The 19077-nt window shown below is 65.0% G+C and carries 21 protein-coding genes and 1 pseudogene; 13 read left to right on the top strand and 9 right to left on the bottom strand.

The features are described from left to right. Positions 1-6: 6 nt before the first annotated feature. The 5 genes from ubiB (at position 7) to dut (ending at position 4012) form a co-directional block, all read left to right on the top strand. A complete protein-coding gene (gene ubiB, locus VSX60_RS11810) occupies positions 7-1590 on the top strand; it encodes a 2-polyprenylphenol 6-hydroxylase (RefSeq protein WP_327624384.1) in 1584 nt (527 codons plus the stop codon). A gap of 97 nt (positions 1591-1687) precedes the next feature. After that, positions 1688-1948 (top strand): FitA-like ribbon-helix-helix domain-containing protein, encoded by a 261-nt coding sequence (locus VSX60_RS11805; protein ID WP_327624383.1) that lies wholly within the window; start codon positions 1688-1690, stop codon positions 1946-1948. Next, positions 1945-2346, top strand: a complete 402-nt coding sequence (locus VSX60_RS11800) for a type II toxin-antitoxin system VapC family toxin (RefSeq protein ID WP_327624381.1) — start codon at positions 1945-1947, stop codon at positions 2344-2346. The genes VSX60_RS11805 and VSX60_RS11800 overlap by 4 nt, the downstream gene beginning before the upstream one ends. Then, positions 2343-3563, top strand: coding sequence for a bifunctional phosphopantothenoylcysteine decarboxylase/phosphopantothenate--cysteine ligase CoaBC (gene coaBC, locus VSX60_RS11795; RefSeq protein WP_327624380.1), 1221 nt, complete (start codon positions 2343-2345; stop codon positions 3561-3563). The genes VSX60_RS11800 and coaBC overlap by 4 nt, the downstream gene beginning before the upstream one ends. A 17-nt stretch (positions 3564-3580) precedes the next feature. Then, positions 3581-4012 carry a dUTP diphosphatase gene (gene dut, locus VSX60_RS11790; protein WP_327624405.1) on the top strand — a complete coding sequence of 144 codons (432 nt, stop codon included), beginning with the start codon at positions 3581-3583 and terminating at the stop codon, positions 4010-4012. Positions 4013-4025: 13 nt separating this feature from the next. On the opposite strand, the gene VSX60_RS11785 is transcribed toward dut, so the two are convergent. After that, a complete protein-coding gene (locus tag VSX60_RS11785; protein ID WP_327624379.1) occupies positions 4026-4817 on the bottom strand; it encodes a GGDEF domain-containing protein in 792 nt (263 codons plus the stop codon). Positions 4818-5102: 285 nt separating this feature from the next. Between VSX60_RS11785 and cysK the strand changes: the two genes are divergently transcribed. Next, complete coding sequence (gene cysK, locus VSX60_RS11780; protein WP_327624378.1) at positions 5103-6095, top strand: cysteine synthase A; 993 nt, start codon at positions 5103-5105, stop codon at positions 6093-6095. Between the two features lie 111 nt (positions 6096-6206). On the opposite strand, the gene rpsU is transcribed toward cysK, so the two are convergent. The 4 genes from rpsU to VSX60_RS11760 all read right to left on the bottom strand — a co-directional run bounded on the left by rpsU (position 6207) and on the right by VSX60_RS11760 (position 8904). Then, entirely contained in the window at positions 6207-6533 is a 327-nt protein-coding gene (gene rpsU / locus VSX60_RS11775; RefSeq protein WP_327624377.1) for a 30S ribosomal protein S21, read from the bottom strand. 93 nt (positions 6534-6626) lie between these two features. Then, positions 6627-6884, bottom strand: a complete 258-nt coding sequence (locus VSX60_RS11770; RefSeq protein ID WP_327624376.1) for a hypothetical protein — start codon at positions 6882-6884, stop codon at positions 6627-6629. Positions 6885-6986: 102 nt separating this feature from the next. Then, positions 6987-7199, bottom strand: coding sequence for a cold-shock protein (locus VSX60_RS11765; RefSeq protein ID WP_163043081.1), 213 nt, complete (start codon positions 7197-7199; stop codon positions 6987-6989). 340 nt (positions 7200-7539) lie between these two features. After that, on the bottom strand, positions 7540-8904 hold the full coding sequence (locus VSX60_RS11760) for a cytochrome P450 (protein ID WP_327624375.1): 1365 nt from the start codon (positions 8902-8904) through the stop codon (positions 7540-7542). A 195-nt stretch (positions 8905-9099) separates the two neighbouring features. Between VSX60_RS11760 and gyrB the strand changes: the two genes are divergently transcribed. The 7 genes from gyrB to gndA all read left to right on the top strand — a co-directional run bounded on the left by gyrB (position 9100) and on the right by gndA (position 16398). After that, on the top strand, positions 9100-11535 hold the full coding sequence (gene gyrB / locus VSX60_RS11755) for a DNA topoisomerase (ATP-hydrolyzing) subunit B (RefSeq protein WP_327624374.1): 2436 nt from the start codon (positions 9100-9102) through the stop codon (positions 11533-11535). A 117-nt stretch (positions 11536-11652) separates the two neighbouring features. Continuing rightward, positions 11653-12123, top strand: coding sequence for a transcription elongation factor GreA (gene greA, locus VSX60_RS11750; protein WP_327624373.1), 471 nt, complete (start codon positions 11653-11655; stop codon positions 12121-12123). Positions 12124-12233: 110 nt separating this feature from the next. Next, positions 12234-12626, top strand: a complete 393-nt coding sequence (locus VSX60_RS11745; RefSeq protein ID WP_327624372.1) for a YkvA family protein — start codon at positions 12234-12236, stop codon at positions 12624-12626. Positions 12627-12788: 162 nt separating this feature from the next. Beyond that, positions 12789-12947 carry a DUF3563 family protein gene (locus VSX60_RS11740; RefSeq protein WP_327624371.1) on the top strand — a complete coding sequence of 53 codons (159 nt, stop codon included), beginning with the start codon at positions 12789-12791 and terminating at the stop codon, positions 12945-12947. A gap of 287 nt (positions 12948-13234) precedes the next feature. Beyond that, positions 13235-14161: an ABC transporter ATP-binding protein gene (locus VSX60_RS11735; protein ID WP_327624370.1), complete on the top strand. Its 927-nt coding sequence runs from the start codon at positions 13235-13237 to the stop codon at positions 14159-14161. Next, positions 14158-14919: an ABC transporter permease gene (locus tag VSX60_RS11730; RefSeq protein WP_327624368.1), complete on the top strand. Its 762-nt coding sequence runs from the start codon at positions 14158-14160 to the stop codon at positions 14917-14919. The genes VSX60_RS11735 and VSX60_RS11730 overlap by 4 nt, the downstream gene beginning before the upstream one ends. A gap of 54 nt (positions 14920-14973) precedes the next feature. Then, positions 14974-16398 carry an NADP-dependent phosphogluconate dehydrogenase gene (gndA, locus tag VSX60_RS11725; protein WP_327624367.1) on the top strand — a complete coding sequence of 475 codons (1425 nt, stop codon included), beginning with the start codon at positions 14974-14976 and terminating at the stop codon, positions 16396-16398. Positions 16399-16410: 12 nt separating this feature from the next. Here the strand turns inward: gndA and VSX60_RS11720 are convergent. The 4 genes and pseudogenes from VSX60_RS11720 to VSX60_RS11705 all read right to left on the bottom strand — a co-directional run. Further along, a pseudogene (locus VSX60_RS11720) lies at positions 16411-17712 on the bottom strand (arsenic transporter); the annotation flags it as partial. 50 nt (positions 17713-17762) lie between these two features. Continuing rightward, complete coding sequence (arsC, locus tag VSX60_RS11715; RefSeq protein WP_327624366.1) at positions 17763-18188, bottom strand: arsenate reductase (glutaredoxin); 426 nt, start codon at positions 18186-18188, stop codon at positions 17763-17765. Then, positions 18185-18730 carry an arsenate reductase ArsC gene (locus VSX60_RS11710; protein WP_327624365.1) on the bottom strand — a complete coding sequence of 182 codons (546 nt, stop codon included), beginning with the start codon at positions 18728-18730 and terminating at the stop codon, positions 18185-18187. The genes arsC and VSX60_RS11710 overlap by 4 nt, the downstream gene beginning before the upstream one ends. Next, entirely contained in the window at positions 18727-19074 is a 348-nt protein-coding gene (locus VSX60_RS11705; protein ID WP_327624364.1) for an ArsR/SmtB family transcription factor, read from the bottom strand. The genes VSX60_RS11710 and VSX60_RS11705 overlap by 4 nt, the downstream gene beginning before the upstream one ends. Between the last annotated feature and the right edge of the window lie 3 nt (positions 19075-19077).

The following is a 19077-nucleotide window of genomic DNA, read 5'->3' as shown; positions in this document are numbered from 1 at the left end:
AGACTCTTGGCCAATCCCATTTCCGGCACGATCGCACTCGTCCGCGCGGTCTTTGTTCTCGCCCGCGAGGGCGTCATCGGCTCGTTTCCCGCCGAGGGCCTGCCGCCCGGGCCGGCGCTGCTGCACCGCTTCGCGCGATTGATCGAGCGGGGCTCGGCTGAAAATCGGGAACGCTCCGACAATCTGTCGCGCGCCCTGAACCGTCTCGGACCATCCTATGTCAAGCTCGGCCAGTTCCTGGCGACCCGGCCGGACCTTGTCGGCGCTGCGGCGGCGCGCGAACTGGGCAGTCTCCAGGACAAGGTCCCGCCTTTCGATACGGCGCTGGCTGTGATCGAGATCGAGACGACGCTCGGGCGGCGCGTCGACGAACTCTTTCTGGAGCTCGGCGAGGTCGTTGGCGCGGCATCGATCGCCCAGGTCTATAAGGCGCGTATTCGCGACGCCGACGGCAGCGAGCGCTTCGTCGCCGTCAAGGTGGTCCGGCCCGGCGTCCGTGTCCGCTTTCTGCATGAACTGGAGACCTTCGCCTCCATCGCGCGCTTTTTGGAGCGCTACGTGCGCGCGTCGCGCCGGCTGCGTCCGGTGGCGGTGGTGGAGACGCTCGCCCAGTCGACAAGGATCGAGATGGATCTGCGGCTGGAGGCGGCCGCGGCGTCGGAGATGGCCGAAAACACGGCGAACGATTTCGGATTTCGGGTGCCGACGATCGACTGGGAGCGCACAGGCCGCGACGTCCTCACCATGGAGTGGATCGACGGCATCAAGATGAGCGATGTCGCCGCGATCGCGATGGCCGGGCATGATCTGAAGCAGATCGGCGTGACCGTGGTGCAATCGTTCCTGCGCCACGCCATGCGCGACGGCTTCTTTCATGCCGACATGCATCAGGGCAATCTGTTCGTCGGCCCGGACGGCACGGTGATCGCGGTCGATCTGGGCATCGTCGGCCGGCTCAGCGCGGAATCCAAGCGCTTCCTCGCCGAGATCCTCTACGGCTTCATTCGCCGCGACTATCTGCGCGTGGCTGAGCTGCATTTCGAGGCCGGCTACGTGCCGCGCAGCCAGAACGTCGCCAGCTTCGCCCAGGCGCTTCGCGCGATCGGCGAGCCGATCTATGGCCAGCCCGCCGAGACGATTTCGATGGGCCACCTCTTGGCGCTCTTGTTCGAGGTCACCGAGCTGTTCGACATGAAGACCCGGCCCGAACTCGTCTTGTTGCAGAAGACCATGGTCGTCGTGGAAGGCGTCGCACGCACCTTCGACCCGAAGTTCAACATGTGGGTTGCCGCCGAGCCGGTGGTGTCTGACTACATCCTCGAAGAGCTCGGGCCGGCGGCCAAGCTGCGGGAAGCCCGCGCAGGTGTCGATGCGATGCTGCGGCTGCTGCACCGCGCGCCCGATCTCGCGGTCGGGCTGGAAATCCTCGCCAAGCAGATGCCGGATCTGATCGAAAACGGTATCCGGCTGAACGACGATACGCTCACGGACCTCGCCACGGAGAAGCGAACCAGCATCATCAGTGGTCGTGTCGCCCAATGGGTGATCGCCGTGTCGCTGCTGTCGATTGCGATCTCGATGATATTTTGAGCGCAACCGGGATGCCGATGATCCGGCTTACCCCTTTGATTGCATTGCAATCATCCGGAACTTAGATTGGCTGGTAAGAGCTAGACGAGAGGCGAGGATGGCCAGCCTGACGATTCGCAATCTCGATGCGGACGTGAAACGGAAGCTGCGCATGCGCGCGGCCGAACTCGGCCGGTCCATGGAGGAAGAGGCGCGCACGATTCTCGGCGCCTCGGTCGACGGGCGGCCTGCCGGCCAGGGGGAAAGCGTGGAGGCGCGGGAGGCGCGTGTCCGGCGCATCCTGTCGCTGGGACGCAAGCCCGATCGGCCTTTCGACCAGAAGACGTTCACCGACGAACTTTGGGATTTCGTCGAGTGATCGTCGTGGATAGTTCGGCGATCGTGGCGGTCACAAATGCCGAACCGGAGGCCGAGCGGATCACACGCCTGATCGTGAACGATGACGAGGTTTCGATTTCCGCAGCGACGTTCGTCGAGACAGCGATCGTGATCCGCAGCCAGCATGGATCGCAAGGTGTGCGTCGGCTGCATGAGATGATGGAGGATATGGTGTTGCGAACACATCCATTCAACGTCCGCCAGGCCGATCTTGCCATCGAGGCCTATCGCCGCTTCGGCCGCGGGTCGGGCAGCCCGGCGCGGCTGAATTTCGGCGATTGCTTCTCCTATGCGCTGGCCCGGTCGCTCGACGCGCCGCTGCTGTTCAAGGGCGACGATTTCTTCCACACCGACATCGAACCGGCGCTGGTGGCATGAGCGGGCTCGACGGAAAGCGCGTCCTTCTGATTATCGGCGGCGGCATCGCGGCCTACAAGACGCTGGACCTCATCCGCCGCCTGCGCGAGCGCGGCGCGCGCGTGACGCCGGTGATGACGGCGGCGGCCAAGGAGTTCGTGACGCCGCTCGCGGTCGGCGCGCTGTCGGCCTCCAAGGTGTTCGACGATCTGTTCGACCGCGAGGACGAGCACGATGTCGGCCATATCCGTCTGGCCCGCGAGGCCGATGCGATTCTCGTTGCGCCGGCGACGGCCAATTTGATGGCGCGCTGCGCCAATGGCCTGGCCGACGATCTCGCCACCGCCGTGCTGCTCGCGGCGAAGGCGCCGATCCTGATGGCGCCGGCGATGAACCCGGCGATGTGGGCGCATCCGGCGACGCGCCGCAATCATCAGGTGCTGGCCGCCGATGGCGTCCGCTTCGTCGGGCCGAATGCCGGCGAGATGGCCGAGGCGGGCGAGGCCGGAATTGGCCGCATGGCCGAGCCGATGGAGATCGCGGCGGCGCTGGAGGCTGTGCTGGACGGTGGGGCCAAGCCGCTCGCGGGTCGCCGCATCGTGGTCACGTCAGGCCCGACCCACGAGCCGATCGACCCGGTCCGCTACCTCGCCAACCGCTCGTCCGGGCGGCAGGGACACGCCATCGCCGCAGCGCTTACCGGATTGGGGGCCGAGGTGACGCTGGTCAGCGGCCCCGTCGCCATCGCAGATCCGCCCGGTGTCGCCATGCGCCGTGTCGAGACCGCGCGCGAGATGCTGCAAGCCGTCGAGGCGGCGCTTCCGGCAGACGCCGCGGTGTTCGTTGCCGCCGTCGCCGACTGGCGGACGGTCGCGGAGGGTGAGGCCAAGATCAAGAAGGGCGACGGCGGCCCGCCGGCGCTCGCCTTGACGGAGAATCCGGACATCCTGGCGACCATCGGCCACTCGCAATTGCGGCCGCGCCTCGTTGTCGGCTTCGCGGCCGAGACCGACGATCTCCTGGCGAATGCACGTGCAAAGCTGGACAGAAAGGGCGCCGACGCGATCGTCGCCAATGACGTGTCGGCCGCGACCGGCGTCATGGGGGGCATGGCAAACACCGTGCATATCGTCACGCGGGACGGCGTCGAGGACTGGCCCAAGCTCGACAAGACAGAAGTCGCGCGGCGCCTTGCGGCATGGATCGCCGCCCGCCTGACAGAGGGTGACCGTCCTTGAGCGCGCCAACGATCGGCATGTGCCGTCTGCCCCATGGCGCGGATCTGCCGCTTCCCGCCTACGCGACAAATGGCGCGGCCGGGGCGGACATTCGCGCTGCCTTGGAGGAACCGCTGACCCTGGCTCCCGGCGCGCGGGCGCTGGTGCCGACCGGCCTGAGCTTCGAGATTCCGGCGGGCTACGAGGTTCAGGTGCGGCCGCGCTCCGGCTTGGCCGCCAAGCACGGCGTCACGGTCCTCAATACGCCCGGCACCATCGACAGCGACTATCGCGGCGAGGTGAAGATCATCCTCGTCAATCTGGGCGAGGAGGCATTCACCGTCGCGCGCGGCGACAGGATCGCGCAGATGGTCGTCGCGCCGGTCGTCCAGGCAGAGTTCGGTGAGCGACAAAGTCTTGCGGTTAGCGAGCGGGGTGACGGTGGTTTCGGTTCGACGGGAACCGGGTGACCGGCCGGGGCTGTCAGGGGGTGGCGGGGACCGATTTTCCCGCGTCGCGAAGATAGCCATGCGCGTTCCCCATCGCCGAGATGGTGCTGCGGTTCCGGCCAGCCTGCTTGGCCTGGTAGAGATTGCTGTCCGCGGCTGCATAGATGACATCGAAGGATTGCGGCGCCGCGGAAAACGCGCCGCCGACGCTAACCGAGAGCCGGATGGTGTCGTCACCTTCACCGACGCTGATCGCGTTGATGGCCAGCCGCAGGCGCTCGGCCACCGTCCGGCCTTGTCCGATATTGGCGCAGGGCAGCGAGATGGCGAATTCCTCGCCGCCGATCCGGCCCAAGGCGTCGCCGACGCGGATCGAATGACGCAGCTCGGTCGCGATCGCCTTCAAGGCCTGATCGCCGGTTGGATGCCCCAGCCGGTCGTTGATCTGCTTGAAATTGTCGGCGTCCACGACGAGCAGCATCAGGCCGCCCTGCTGCTTTCTCTCAAGTGTCGCGATGTGGCGTCGGATTTCGCCCTCGAAGCCGGCCCGGTTGAGAAGTCCCGTCAGCCGGTCGGTCGTGGCGGCGCGTTGGAGGCCGGCATTGTCCGACATCAGGCTGTTCAACCGGACAGCCAGATAAACGACATAGGGAAGGGCGGTCACCAGCGGCACGGCGAACGCGAAAAGCGCCGCCGTCATCATGACCGGTTGTCCGAACCCGCGGAATAGATAGAACCCCGCCGTCCCCGACATCAGCGTCATCGCAGCGACCAGCACGAGAAATTCGCCGCAGATAGTTCGGATATGGGCAAAGGCAGGGCGCAACGGTGATCTCGCTGGTTTCTCGGCCGGCGGATTTACCTGCACCGAGCCTCCGTTCTCCCGCAATTATCATAAGATCGCGTTGGCGGGATCCGGACAATTCGATGCTTCGCTCGTATTGTGCCATCGGTTCGATGGCGCTTTGGCGCACTTGGGGTATGCTTTTTTATCGGACGGCCGCGGTTTGGATGACACGGCCTCACATCCGGTGGTTTTTCGCCATAAGCTTTACAGCTGATGGAGCGGCCGGCTGCGACTGAGCCACGACGCGATAGGGAGAACCAAGCCATGGACAAAGCCGCAAACGACAGCAGGGCGTGGACGCGGGGGCGGGGGCGTATCTACGATTCCATCGTCGACACCATCGGCGATACGCCGATCGTCCGCCTGGACAAGCTGGCGAAGGAAAAGGGCGTCAAGGCGCATCTTCTCGCCAAGCTCGAATTCTTCAATCCGATCGCCAGCGTCAAGGACCGTATCGGCGTCGCGATGATCCAGAAACTCGAAGCCGACGGCCGGATCACGCCGGGCAAGACGACATTGGTCGAGCCCACTTCGGGTAACACCGGTATCGCGCTCGCCTTCGCGGCGGCCGCCAAGGGCTATCGGTTGATCTTGACCATGCCCGAGACGATGTCGGTCGAACGGCGCAAGATGTTGCGGCTGCTTGGCGCGGACCTGGTGCTGACCGAGGGCGCCAAGGGGATGAAGGGCGCGATCGCCAAGGCCGAGGAACTCGTCGCCGAGATCCCGGACGCTGTGATGCCCCAGCAATTCGAGAACCCGGCCAACCCGGAAATACACCGCGTCACCACCGCCGAGGAAATCTGGAACGATACCAAGGGCGAGGTCGACGTGCTGGTGGCCGGCATCGGCACCGGCGGCACGATCACCGGCGCCGGCCAGGCGCTGAAGCAGAAGAAGCCCGGCCTCAAGGTCATCGCCGTGGAGCCGGAGGCATCGCCGATTTTGTCGGGTGGCGCTCCCGGTCCGCACAAGATCCAGGGGATCGGCGCCGGTTTCGCGCCGGCAATCCTCGATCGCGAGGTCTATGACGAGGTCGTCCAGGTCTCGAACGAGGAATCCTTTGAGCTGGCGCGTCTGGTCGCCCGGCTGGAAGGCGTTCCGGTGGGAATTTCATCCGGCGCGGCGCTCGCGGCCGCGATCCGTGTCGGCCGGCGCGATGAGATGGCGGGCAAGAACATCGTCGTGATCATCCCGTCCTTCGCCGAGCGGTACCTGTCGACGGCGCTGTTCGAAGGGCTGGGTGACGAGGAGTAGGCAGTGACGCGTGGCCGGACCACGGCGTCGATGCAACCGTTCAAAATGCGATTGCCCGGTCAGCCTTGCGGCCACCGGGCAATCGAATAGACAAACCAAAAAAGAGACTGGTCAGCCGGCCGTGTTGTATGGCCGCGGGGCGTCGCCACCGGAATAGCCCGTGCTCGCGCCGCCGGACCCTGCGGCACCTGGACGCGCTGCGCCGGCGCGGGGCGGCTTGCGCTTCGGACCGGGAACGAGACCTTCGCGCTGCGCCTGCTTGCGGGCAAGCTTGCGGGAGCGGCGAATGGCCTCCTGCTTTTGACGTGCGCGTCGCTCGGACGGCTTCTCATAGGCGCGGCGCGCCTTCATTTCACGGAAGACGCCTTCGCGCTGCAATTTCTTCTTCAGAGCCCGAAGGGCCTGATCGACATTGTTGTCTCTGACGTCGACTTTCAAAACGACTCCTCACTGATCGGTTATTAAGGGCCTCGCGCCGCTTCTCCTCGCAATGGGAGAGGGCGGGACCGCCACATGGCCGGCGACGATCAGTCAGCCGGCGGATTTCTTTGCGCGTGGCTTCGACGCAGTCGTCTTCGCCTTTGCCTTAGTAGTCTTCGCCTTGACGACCTTCGGTGCCTCGGCGGCATCCCGCTCCATACGGAGCTTCTTGAGCCGCGCCGTCTTTTCCTGGGTCGCCAGCGATTCTGCGGCGATGATGCCGACCGCGGAACCCTTGGCCGGTCGTTCCGGCGGACCCGAAAGCGCTGCTTCGGCGCGCTCGCGCGCCTTTCGGGAATTCTCCATCATCTCGACTTTCGATCACTTGGCACCGAGACGCGGAGCGACCCGAAATAAAGTTTCGGTCAGTGCGACCGGCGGAGCGGACCCCGCCGGTCGTACCTTAACGTGTTAGGCGCGCTGGACGTTGATCGCCTTCGGACCCTTGCCGCGGGTGTCGGGCTCGGTGTCGAAGCTGATCTTGTCGCCCTCGTTGAGCGAGGAGATGCCTGCGCGCTCAAGCGCGGAGACGTGAAGAAAAACGTCCTTCGCGCCGCCGTCCGGCGTAACGAATCCGAAACCCTTGGCTTCGTTGAAGAACTTGACGGTGCCGGTCTGGCTCATGGATAAACCTTTCGTCGCTGCCCTGTCTGGGCTCTGCTGGAAGTTTCGCGCGACGCGATAGACTTCTATGGTTGTATGGACACAGCAACACGCTGCGGCCGGAGATTCGGAATTTCACACGGTTTCGGCGAAAGGTTTGGTTCTCATCGCTCCGGTCATTGCACAGCAAAACCAGGCAAACCGCCGATTTTTCGGTGGCGGAACGTCAGCCAGACTCCGGGTCTGCAAATACCCGAAGTAGGATTATGACCTCTGACGCGTCCAAGTGCAAGAGCCACCGTTCGAATGCGACCGTGGCAGACAGGTCGAGAGTGGCGAACCGGCGGGACCGGCCTCCTTGCTATCGCCTGGCGACGCGCAGCGGCAGGCCGCCGAGCGGCTGCACCGTAATTCGTTGAACCACCTCCGGCGGGCTGCTTCCAGCGTAGTCGAACCGCAGATGTTTGAGCAGCGCGGCGAGCGCGATGACGCCTTCCTGCAGCGCGAAGCTCGCCCCGATGCAAACACGCGGTCCGACGCCGAAGGGCAAGTATTGATAGCGGTCGATCGTCTCGCGGTTGCCGGGCAGAAAACGACTCGGAATGAAATGGTCGGGCCGGTCCCAGAGCATTTCGTGGCGGTGGATCAGCCACGGCATGACGAGAACCGTTGCCCCGGCCGGGATCTCGACGTCGCCGACGCGGTCCGGCGCCAGCGCGGTCCGGTTCAACGAGGGGGCCGGCGGGTAAAGCCGCAGCGCCTCCTCGAACACGGCCCGTGTGTGGACCAGGCGGTCGACCCATTCGCTCGGATGCGACAGCGTCGGCAGCACGCTGTCCAACTCGGCTTCGACCGCCGCCCGCTCGGCTGGCGCCTGGCTGAGCAGGTACAGCGTCCAGGTGAGCGAGCGCGCCGTCGTTTCGTGGCCGGCGCCGATGAAGGTGATGATATTGTCCTCGATCTCGTCCGCCGACAGGCCGTCGGCCTTGATCAGAAGCGACAGAAGGTCGTTCGGTGCGCCGGCCGGATCACGCTTGATCTGGGCGCGGCGGCCTTCGATCGTCGCCGCGATCAAGCTGCGGAAATACGTCATGGACCGCCGACCCCTGAGGCGGCGCAAGCGCGGCAGAAAGGCGGGCGCGCCCAGCAGGTCGAGCGGGTCGACCCGGCCCATCGAGCCGAGAAACGCCTGGGTGGATGTGGCGAAGGTCTCGCCGTCGCCGGCGATGTCGTCGGTAAACAGGGTCGCCTGCAGGATATCGAAGGTGAGCAGCGTCATCTCGTGGCTGCCGTCGACCGTCTCGCCCACCCGGCCGGCCAGCCGCTCGGCGAAGACCTCTGAGCGCGCCTGCATCGTCTCGGTGAAGCCGGCGATGTTCCTTGGCGTGAACACCGGCGCGATGGCCTTGCGGGTGCGCCGCCACAGCGCGCCCTCCGCCGTCAGCAACCCGTCGCGCAGCAGCGGGCGCAGAATGCGCTGGCGCAGTGGCTGCATGACGTAATTGGCGGCGTTCTCGACCAGGCAATGGCGCACGCCCTTCGGATCGTTGACGACGATGTTGGGCACGCCCAGCCATGTGCCGCGGATGTAGGGCTCCTTGAAAGCGCGCGTTCCCCAGATCTCGATCGGATTGCGAGACGCCGTCTTCAGGAAGCTCGCGAAACCGAGGGGTTCGGCGTGCGGAATCGGCGCCGGCGGGCGAAACGGTCGGACGGGCCTATCCATTTGCGTATCCATGAAGCCGGCGGTCCTTTATGGTGTCGTACGGGATATGGGTTGGCGGATGATCGACGTCGAGCGTAGCGTGGCCCACAGGGCTTTCCCGGCCGGCTTGGATCGCGACAGCCGACACTTTATATAGGTCGGGAGCGAACGGCGATTCGTCGCGGCCCTCCGCCCCGCCCGAACCCAAGGAACAGCATGTCCGCAACGAACGAAACGAACCCCGTCCCGGAGGCTGAATACGGCGCCGATTCGATCAAGGTCCTGAAGGGCCTGGACGCGGTTCGCAAACGCCCGGGCATGTATATCGGCGACACCGACGACGGCTCGGGCCTGCATCACATGGTCTACGAGGTCGTCGACAACGCCATCGACGAGGCGCTGGCCGGCCACGCGACGCGCGTGACCGTGACGCTCAACCCCGATGATTCCTGCACGGTGACCGACAACGGCCGCGGCATTCCCACCGATATCCATACCGGCGAGGGCGTCTCGGCGGCCGAGGTCATCATGACCCAGCTGCATGCCGGCGGAAAATTCGATCAGAATTCCTACAAGGTGTCCGGCGGCCTGCACGGCGTCGGCGTCTCGGTGGTCAACGCCCTGTCGGCCAAGCTGTCGATGTCGATCAAGCGCAAGGGCAAGGTGCATCAGATGTCCTTCACCCACGGCGTGCCCGACGGCTCGCTGGAAGTGACGGGCGATGCCGGCGACGAAACCGGCACGGCGATCACCTTCCTGCCGTCCACCGACACCTTCCGGGGGGTGACGACGTTCGACTATGCAACGCTCGAACATCGCCTGCGCGAACTCGCCTTCCTCAATTCCGGCGTGCGTATTCTGTTGTCCGACAAGCGGCACGCCGACGAAAAGCGCACTGAGCTTTTCTACGAGGGCGGACTGGAGGCCTTCACCCGTTATCTCGACCGGGCGCGCAAGCCGCTGATCCCCGAGCCGATCGTCCTGATCGGCGAGAAGGACGGGATCACCGTCGAGGCGGCGCTATGGTGGAACGATTCCTACAACGAGACGGTGCTCTGCTTCACCAACAACATTCCGCAGCGCGACGGCGGCACCCATATGGCGGGCCTGCGCGGCGCGCTGACACGCCAGGTGAACGGTTATGCCGAAAGCTCCGGCATCCTGAAGAAGGAAAAGGTGTCCTTGACCGGCGACGATTGCCGCGAGGGCCTGACCTGCGTCCTGTCGGTAAAAGTGCCGGACCCGAAATTCTCGTCCCAGACCAAGGACAAGCTGGTTTCCTCCGAGGTGCGTCCGGTGGTCGAGAGCCTGGTCAACGAGACCCTGTCGACCTGGTTCGAGGAGCACCCGCAGGAAGCCCGGATCGTCATCGGCAAGGTCGTCGAGGCGGCCACCGCCCGCGAGGCGGCCCGCAAGGCGCGCGATCTGACCCGGCGCAAGGGCGCGCTGGACATTACCTCGCTGCCCGGCAAACTCGCCGACTGCCAGGAGCGCGATCCGGCCAAGTCGGAAATCTTCATCGTCGAGGGTGATTCGGCCGGCGGCTCGGCCAAGGGCGCGCGGTCGCGCAAGAACCAGGCGATCCTGCCGCTGCGCGGCAAGATCCTCAATGTCGAGCGGGCACGCTTCGACCGGATGCTCGGCTCCGACCAGATCGGCACGCTGATCACCGCGCTGGGTACGTCGATCGGCAAGGACGAGTTCAACGCCGACAAGCTGCGCTACCACAAGATCATCATCATGACCGACGCCGACGTCGACGGCGCCCATATCCGTACCCTGCTTCTGACCTTCTTCTTCCGGCAGATGCCCGAACTGATCGAGCGCGGCCATATCTACATCGCCCAGCCGCCGCTCTATAAGGTCACCCGCGGCAAGCAGAGCCAGTATCTGAAGGACGAGAAGGCGCTCGAGAATTACCTGATCGAGGGTGGCCTCGACGATGCCGGCCTGACGCTTGCATCGGGCGAGGTGCGGACCGGCCGGGATCTGCGCGGGGTCGTCGACGATGCCTTGCAGGTGCGCCAGGTATTGGGCGGGCTGCATTCGCGCTATCATCGCAGCGCCGTCGAGCAGGCGGCGATCTGCGGTGGCCTCACGCCGGAGGTCGCGGACGATGCCGCGCGTGGGCCCGCCATGGCGCAGCGGATTTCCGAGCGGCTGGATCTTGTCGCCGAGGAAACCGAGCGCGGCTGGACCGGCGAGTCAGTGGATGGCGGCTACCGTTTCCTGCGCACGGTCCGCGGCGTCTCCGAAGTGCAGACGCTCGACGCGGCGCTGATCCATTCCGGTGACGCCTTGCAGCTCAATCGCCTCGCCTCGCATCTGGCGGATACCTACGAAGGCCTGCCGGTGCTGCGCCGCCGCGACACCGCGCGCGAGTTGTCCGGGCCGATGGAATTGCTCACCGCCGTCTTCGATGTCGGCCGCAAGGGATTGGCGCTACAGCGTTACAAGGGGCTCGGCGAGATGAACCCCGAGCAGCTGTGGGAGACGACGCTGGACCCCGAGGCGCGGACCCTGGTGGTCGTCAAGATTCCCGACGCGACCGACGCCGACCAGCTGTTCTCGCGGCTGATGGGCGACGAGGTCGAGCCGCGCCGCGAATTCATCCAGGAACACGCCCTGCAGGTCGCCAATCTGGATATCTGAGTCGTCGCGGGCCGGACGCTCGACCATGGGTGGCGTCGGACTGTCCGCCAAGTCCGTCATGGTGGGAAAACACGCGATAAGTCCTACATATCTCTGGAAACGCGAGGATATGGATCGATGAGTGTCGCCTTCGTCAAGGAACCCAATGAGGATCAGGTCGAGGTCCTGCCGGACCGTGAACTGGGCTCGGACCCGAACCTGGTCACTACGCGCGGCCTAAAACTGATCGACACTGAGATCGCGGCGCTGGAAAAGCAATTGGACGAGGCGCGCGCGGCCGGCGACAAGCTCGCCATGGCCACGATCAACCGCGATCTTCGCTACTGGCAGGCACGCCACGCGACCGCCGAAATCGTCGTCCCGCCAGCCTCGGTGGCGACGGTTCACTTCGGAAGCCGCGTGGCGATCGAGAGGGACGATGGTCGCAGGCAGCTGTTCCAGATCGTCGGAATCGACGAGGCTGACCCGGCCGAGGGCCTCCTCTCCTATATATCGCCGCTGGCCAAGAGCCTGATGGGAAAAGAGCTCGGCGACGTCGTCAAGGCGGGCGCCAGCGATGCCGAGATCGTCGAGATTATGGCGGATTAGGCTGAGGCCGCGATCGCATAAAGCGCGGCGGACGCGGCAACGATTCACGTGAAACAAAGGCGGCGCGGGCGGGTCGTCCCTCTCCTGATAGTAGTCTTGCGGGGCGGAACATGAGCAAACCCCTCTGGTCCGGCGTGAAGGCTTGGGCGCGCGACCTGAAGCGTGACGTCGTTGCGCTGTGGATCGCCGCGCGCGATCGTAGGACGCCGCTGCTGGCGAAACTGCTGGCCGCCTCGGTCGCCGCCTATGCCTTATCTCCGATCTATTTCATTCCCGATTTCATTCCGGTGTTGGGCTATCTCGACGATCTCCTGATTGTGCCGCTCGGCATTTTGCTGACCATTCGGCTGGTGCCACCAGCGCTGATGGCCGAGTTCAGGATCGCGGCCGAGGCGCGGGCGGGCCGCCCCGTCAGCCGCGCCGCGGCAGCGGTTGTCGTCGCGCTGTGGCTTGCCGGATTGGCGGCGGTCGCAGTCTGGCTGTGGCCTGCGAAGACTGGCTGAGCGCCCGAAGGCATCCGCTGCGGCCGATGCATTGATCCTTAACAGATCCTTACCGTCGCTCTTCCTTACCGTCGCTCTGCCTGCAGGACATGGCAGCGTTGCACGGCAGCCCATTGCTGCATTGCACAAGAATGATCATCTTGAACAGGAAAGGAGAATGCCATGAACATCACCGACAAGATCCGCAGCGCATTCCGCCGCAATCCCGAGCAGGAGCGCGTTCGCGCCTATCTCGACCAGTCCATCTCGATGGCCGATCTGGAGCGTCGCATGCGCGAAGTCGACCAGGGTCGTTTCCAGCCGCGCGGCTACGGCTTCTGAGCCAAGTCCTGTCGGGATTCGGCCGGACACGACCGGCCGCATGCCGCCTGCGGCATCGCCGCCGCGTGACGCGTCCAGTCTTGGGGCTGACCGTCTGCCGATCGTCCCGTAACTGGGCTCCGTCGTAGCGGAGCACGTGAACCGGCGGACGGCTGCGCGTGCCCTGCGACACTGCTCACCTCTGGCCAAGTTCGACGAAAGGGCTATCTCGACACATGATGTCGAGCCCGTCGGTGCCGCGTCTTGCGGCGCAGGCGCCCTGCCAGCCCGGTTTCCCAAGGCCTTCCATGTCCCCGATCCTGTCTGTCCGGAACGTCTCGAAGACCTATGAGGGCGGATTTCAGGCGCTGAAGAACATCGATCTGACGATCGACAAGGGTGAGATCTTTGCGCTGCTCGGCCCGAACGGGGCCGGCAAGACCACCCTCATATCGATCATCTGCGGCATCACCAACCTGTCCGAAGGCGCCATCAGCGTCGCCGGTCACGACATCGGCAAGGATTATCGCGCCGCGCGGTCGATGATCGGCCTGGTGCCGCAGGAACTCACTACCGACGCCTTCGAGACGGTCTGGGACACGGTGTCCTTTTCACGGGGCCTGTTCGGCAAACGGCGCGATCCGGCGCATATCGAGTCGGTGCTGCGCGATCTGTCCCTGTGGGACAAGAAGGACGCCAAGGTCATGACGCTGTCGGGCGGCATGAAGCGACGCCTTCTGATCGCCAAGGCGCTATCGCACGAGCCGGAGCTGCTGTTCCTCGACGAGCCGACCGCTGGCGTCGACGTGTCGCTGCGGCGCGACATGTGGAACGTCGTCCGCCGCTTGCGCGATTCGGGCGTCACTATCATCCTGACCACCCACTACATCGAGGAAGCCGAGGAGATGGCCGACCGCGTCGGCGTTATCTCCAAGGGCGAGCTGATCCTCGTCGAGGGAAAAGCCGAACTGATGCGCAAGCTCGGCCACAAGGAGCTGACGCTGCAATTGCAGGAGCCGCTGGAGCGTCTGCCGGAGACGCTGGCTGGCTATAATCTCAGCCTGGCGCCCGACGGCGAAAGCCTCACCTACACCTACGACACCCACGCCGAGCGGACCGGGATCGCGACGTTGATGGCCAAGCTGTCCGACGCGGGCCTACGGTTCCGGGATCTGTCGACCAAGCAGTCGACGCTGGAGGAGATTTTCGTGAATCTGGTGAAGGAGCGGGCATGAATTTTCAGGCCGTGCGCGCGATCTACGTGTTCGAGATGGCCCGCACCTGGCGCACCGTCATGCAGAGCGTGATCTCGCCGGTGATTTCGACCTCGCTCTATTTCGTCGTGTTCGGCGCGGCGATTGGCTCGCGTATCACCGAGATCGATGGCATCTCCTACGGCGCCTTCATCGTGCCCGGCCTGATCATGCTGTCGCTGTTGACCCAGAGCCTGACCAACGCGGCCTTCGGCATCTACTTCCCGAAATTCGTCGGCACGATCTACGAGATCCTGTCGGCGCCGATTTCCGCCTTCGAGATCGTGCTCGGCTATGTCGGCGCCGCGGCGACGAAATCGGTGATTCTCGGGTTGATCATCCTGGCGACGGCCGCGCTGTTCGTCGATCTCAGGATCGAGCACCCGGTCTGGATGATCGTCTTTCTGGTTCTGACGGCGATCACCTTCTCGCTGTTCGGCTTCATCATCGGTATCTGGGCGGACGGTTTCGAGAAGTTGCAGATCGTGCCGCTGTTGATCGTGACGCCGCTCGCCTTTCTCGGCGGCAGTTTCTATTCGATCAAGATGCTGCCGGAGTTCTGGCAGGACGTCAGCCTCGTCAATCCCGTCGTCTATCTGATCAGCGGCTTTCGCTGGGCATTCTACGGCACGTCGGACGTCTCGATCGGCGTCAGCCTGACCATGACACTGGCGTTTCTCGTTGTTAGCCTGGCGGTCATCGGCTGGATCTTTCGTACCGGTTACCGATTGAAGAGTTGAGCAGCGCGCGACCGCGCTTAAGGGTTTTGGTCCGACGAGGCGGAGGAGGACGGGATGAACGACGGCCAGGCCGATATCGGCGTTCTGGGGCTCGGCACGATGGGCGCCAATCTCGCCCTCAACATCGCCGAAAAGGGCTTTACGGTCGCGGTCCACAACCGGACCACGGCGAAAGCCCTCGCGCTTCGCGACGACAATCCCGATCTCGGCAAAAACATCCTGCCGACGGAAACGCTGGAAGACTTCGTCGCCGCCCTGAAGAGCCCGCGACTGGTGCTGTTCATGGTCACCGCCGGCAAACCCGTCGACGATGAGATGCAGCGGGTCATGCCACTGCTGTCGCCCGGCGACGTGATGATCGACGCCGGCAATGCCGACTTCAACGACACGGTCCGCCGCTCGGCCGCCGTGGAGGAAACCGGCCTGCATTTCGTCGGCATGGGCGTCTCCGGCGGCGAACTCGGCGCGCGACACGGGCCCTCCATCATGGTCGGCGGCGCGAGAAAGACCTATCCGCTGCTCGAGCCGATCCTGGAAAAGATCGCGGCAAAATACGAGGGCGAGCCCTGCGTCGCCTGGCTCGGGCCGGACGGCGCCGGGCATTTCGTCAAGACCATCCACAACGGTATCGAATATGCCGACATGCAGATGATCGCCGAAATCTACGGCATCATGCGCGACGGCATCGGCCTGAAGCCAGCCGAGATGGCGAAAATCTTCGCCGACTGGAACACCCGCGGCCTTGCCTCTTACCTCATCGAGATCACAGCCGTGACGCTCGCCGAGTCCGACCCGGAAACCAACCAGCCGATGGTCGATGTGATCGTCGACGAGGCGGGGCAGAAGGGCACCGGGCGCTGGGCGGTGATCGAGGCGCAAAAGCTCGGCGTCGGCGCCACGACGATCGAGGCGGCGGTTTCAGCGCGCGGTGTGTCGTCCCGGCGCAGCGAACGCGAAACGGCCTCCGCGCTCTATCGGGATCTCGAGATTGACGACGTCGAATTCGGCGGCGCGGCCGAGCCCATCGCCGAACTCGAACAAGCGCTGGAAACGGCCAAGATCATCGCCTACGCTCAGGGCTATGCGACAATGGCGGCGGCCTCAGAGGAATATGGCTGGAGCCTGCCGCTCGGCGAGATTGCCCGCATCTGGCGCGCCGGCTGCATCATCCGCTCGCGCTTTCTCGACGATATCGCCAAGACTTATGACGCCGGGATCGTGGTCAATCTGCTGCAGGCGCCGGACTTCGTCACCCGCGTCGCGGCGGGTGAGGCGTCGCTGCGCCGCATCGTCGCCAAGGCGGCTCTCGCCGGCATCCCGGTGCCAGCCCTGTCGGCGGCGCTGGCCTATTTCGACGACTACCGTCGGGCGCGGGGCACGACCAATCTGACCCAGGCCCAGCGCGACCTGTTCGGGGCGCACACCTTCCGCCGGCTCGATAAGGAGGGCGTCTTCCATCACAAATGGCCCGCTGTCTGATCCGGTCTGGCTGCTGCCGAGAAGCGGGAGCCAGACGACCAGCGCAAGCAGCGTCGCCAGCAGGACCGGCGGCGTGATCACCAGTCCGACCTTCATGTACTGGCCCCAGGTGATGCGATGTCCCTTGGCAGCCAGGACATGCAGCCAGAGCAGCGTGGCGAGGCTGCCGATCGGGGTGAATTTCGGCCCTAGATCGTTGCCGATGACGTTGGCATAGACCATCAGCTCCTGCGTCAGCGGCGAAACGTTCGCCTGGTCGATCGCCAGGGCGCCCACCAGCGTCGCCGGCATATTGTTCATGATTGAGGCCAGGATCGCGGCGGCGAAGCCGGTTCCCACGGTGGCGATGACGATCCCCTGCCGGCTCAGCCAGACGAGGACATCGGCTGCCAGCTCGGTCAGGCCCGCATTGCCGAGGCCGTAGACCACGAGATACATGCCGACCGAGAACAGGACGATCTGCCAGGGCGCGTTGCGGAGGACCCGGCCGATCGGAACCACGGCCTCGCCCCTGCCGATCCAGCGGCCGGCGATGGCCAGGAGCAGGGACGCCGCCGCGCCGGTGACGAAGGCGATCGGCACGTCGAAGGGGCCGGTGGCGAAATAGGCGACGAGAAGCACCCCCAGCAGCGGAAATGCCGCCCTGAAGACCAGCGGATCACGAATTGCCGAACGCGGCTCCTCCAGTTCCTCCGCCGGGTAGGATGCGGGGACCGATCGGCCGTAATAGGTCCAGAGGACTGCGAGTGTCGCGGCCAGGGCGACGAGGTCCACCGGCACCATCACCGCCGCGTAGCGGTTGAAGCTGATGTCGAAATAGTTCGCTGAGACGATGTTCACGAGATTGGAGATAATCAGCGGCAGGCTGGTCGTGTCCGCCACGAACCCCGTCGCCACGATGAAGGCAAGCGCCGCCTCGGGTCGAAAGTCCAGTCGCAGCAGGATCGCGAGAACGATCGGGGTGAGGAGCAGCGCCGCGCCGTCATTGGCGAAGAAGGCCGCGATGACCGCGCCGAGCAGGACGACGAGTGGGAACAGCCGCCGGCCGTTGCCACCACCCCATCGCGCGACATGCAGCGCCGCCCAGTGAAAGAAGCCCGCCTCGTCGAGGACCAGCGAGATGACAATCAGCCCGACGAAGGTGAAGGTCGCGTCCCAGACGATGCCCCAGACCACGCCGAGGTCGGTGAGGTCGACGACGCCTGCGGCGAGCGCCACGGCCGCGCCGCCGAGCGCGCTCCAGCCGATGCCGAGACCCTTCGGCTGCCAGATGACGAGGACGAGGGTGGCGAGGAAGATCGCGAAGGCGAGCACGGGCGTTATCCGGACGAGGAGAGAAGATCAGATCGAATGCCGCTGTCTTCTCATCCGTCGTCGAACCGGCCACCGCCCGCGGTGACCACTTCGCCGTCCTCCTTGGTGAACGGTCCGATCTCCGGGGCCGGCAGGACCTCCAACACCGCCTCGGACGGCCGGCACAGCCGCGCGCCCTTGTCCGTAACGACGATCGGCCGGTTGATCAGGATCGGATGCGCCATCATCGCCGCCAGGATTTCCTCGTCCGGCAGTTTCGGGTCGTCGAGCCCGAGTTCGGCATAGGGGGTCCCCTTCTCGCGCAGGAGCTCGCGCGGCGTCATCTTCATCCGGTCGAGAAGCGCGATCAGCGTCTCGCGGCTGGGCGGGGCCTTCAGATATTCGATGATCCGGGGTTCCTCGCCGGACTGCCGGATCATGGCGAGGGTGTTGCGCGAGGTGCCGCAGTCGGGATTGTGGTAGATCGTGACAGTCATGAGGTCCCTGCTGCCTTGGGAACGGACGCGGTCGTATCGTCCAGGCGGCCAATGGCGCGGATTTCGGCGGTCAGGCTGGTTCGCTCGAGCTTATCGACCGGCAACGCCGCGAAGACGGAGATGCGATTGCGCAGATGATGGAACGCTCGCAGAAAGGCGGCGCGCTCCCACATTTCGCCGCGTTTCTCCGCCGCCGGGTCCTCGATGCCCCAATGCGCGGTGATCGGATGCCCCGGCCAAACCGGACAGGTCTCGCCGGCCGCGTCGTCGCAGACGGTGATGATGAAGTCGAGCGGCACGGCGGTTTTCCCGCCCGTGGCAAATTCGTCCCAGGATTTCGATCGCAGGCCTTCGGTTGGAAAATTCAACCGGCGGAGCAGTTCAATTGTTTTTGGATGCACTTCGCCGCGTGGATCGCTGCCGGCGGAATAGGCGCGAAAGCGATCGCCATGAGTGCAGTTCATAATGCTCTCGGCCAGAACCGATCGGGCCGAGTTCCCGGTATATAGGAACAGAACGTTAAACGGCGCGTCGGGCGTCATTGGCAGACCTCCTTCGAACATGCGCCCAGAAGCGCGCTGAGGTCGCCGCAGATTTCCGGACGGCCGCCGCAGCAGTCCTCCGTCAGAAATGCCAGCAGCTCGCGCATGGCGCCGTAGTTCGCGGCATAAAAGATGTGCCGGCCGACCCGCCGGGAGCGGACAAGGCCGGAGCGCTCCAGCGCCGTCAAATGAAAGCTCATGCGGGTCGGCGGAATCGCCAGTCGATCGGCAATCTCGCCGGAGGCTAGGCCATTCGAACCCGTCTTAACCAGCAGCCGGAAGGCCGAAAGGCGATCGATATGAGCGAGCGCCGCGAGCGCCGCGACAGCGTTGTCATCATCCATTCT

The sequence above is a fragment of the Aurantimonas sp. A3-2-R12 genome (assembly GCF_036016755.1).
Classification (GTDB): Bacteria; Pseudomonadota; Alphaproteobacteria; order Rhizobiales; family Rhizobiaceae; genus Aurantimonas; species Aurantimonas coralicida_A.
Note: the sequence above shows the minus strand (reverse complement) of the source record. Positions and strands in the feature narration are given on the sequence as shown.

Coding starts and splice junctions, on each gene's coding strand:
- VSX60_RS11710 (WP_327624365.1), bottom strand. CDS start 18,730: ATGACGCCCGACGCGCCGTTTAACGTTCTGTTCCTATATACCGGGAAC.
- cysK (WP_327624378.1), top strand. CDS start 5,103: ATGGACAAAGCCGCAAACGACAGCAGGGCGTGGACGCGGGGGCGGGGG.
- gyrB (WP_327624374.1), top strand. CDS start 9,100: ATGTCCGCAACGAACGAAACGAACCCCGTCCCGGAGGCTGAATACGGC.
- VSX60_RS11770 (WP_327624376.1), bottom strand. CDS start 6,884: ATGATGGAGAATTCCCGAAAGGCGCGCGAGCGCGCCGAAGCAGCGCTT.
- VSX60_RS11705 (WP_327624364.1), bottom strand. CDS start 19,074: ATGGATGATGACAACGCTGTCGCGGCGCTCGCGGCGCTCGCTCATATC.
- VSX60_RS11735 (WP_327624370.1), top strand. CDS start 13,235: ATGTCCCCGATCCTGTCTGTCCGGAACGTCTCGAAGACCTATGAGGGC.
- VSX60_RS11745 (WP_327624372.1), top strand. CDS start 12,234: ATGAGCAAACCCCTCTGGTCCGGCGTGAAGGCTTGGGCGCGCGACCTG.
- VSX60_RS11740 (WP_327624371.1), top strand. CDS start 12,789: ATGAACATCACCGACAAGATCCGCAGCGCATTCCGCCGCAATCCCGAG.
- VSX60_RS11805 (WP_327624383.1), top strand. CDS start 1,688: ATGGCCAGCCTGACGATTCGCAATCTCGATGCGGACGTGAAACGGAAG.
- gndA (WP_327624367.1), top strand. CDS start 14,974: ATGAACGACGGCCAGGCCGATATCGGCGTTCTGGGGCTCGGCACGATG.
- VSX60_RS11760 (WP_327624375.1), bottom strand. CDS start 8,904: ATGGATAGGCCCGTCCGACCGTTTCGCCCGCCGGCGCCGATTCCGCAC.
- dut (WP_327624405.1), top strand. CDS start 3,581: ATGTGCCGTCTGCCCCATGGCGCGGATCTGCCGCTTCCCGCCTACGCG.
- coaBC (WP_327624380.1), top strand. CDS start 2,343: ATGAGCGGGCTCGACGGAAAGCGCGTCCTTCTGATTATCGGCGGCGGC.
- VSX60_RS11730 (WP_327624368.1), top strand. CDS start 14,158: ATGAATTTTCAGGCCGTGCGCGCGATCTACGTGTTCGAGATGGCCCGC.
- greA (WP_327624373.1), top strand. CDS start 11,653: ATGAGTGTCGCCTTCGTCAAGGAACCCAATGAGGATCAGGTCGAGGTC.
- arsC (WP_327624366.1), bottom strand. CDS start 18,188: ATGACTGTCACGATCTACCACAATCCCGACTGCGGCACCTCGCGCAAC.
- VSX60_RS11765 (WP_163043081.1), bottom strand. CDS start 7,199: ATGAGCCAGACCGGCACCGTCAAGTTCTTCAACGAAGCCAAGGGTTTC.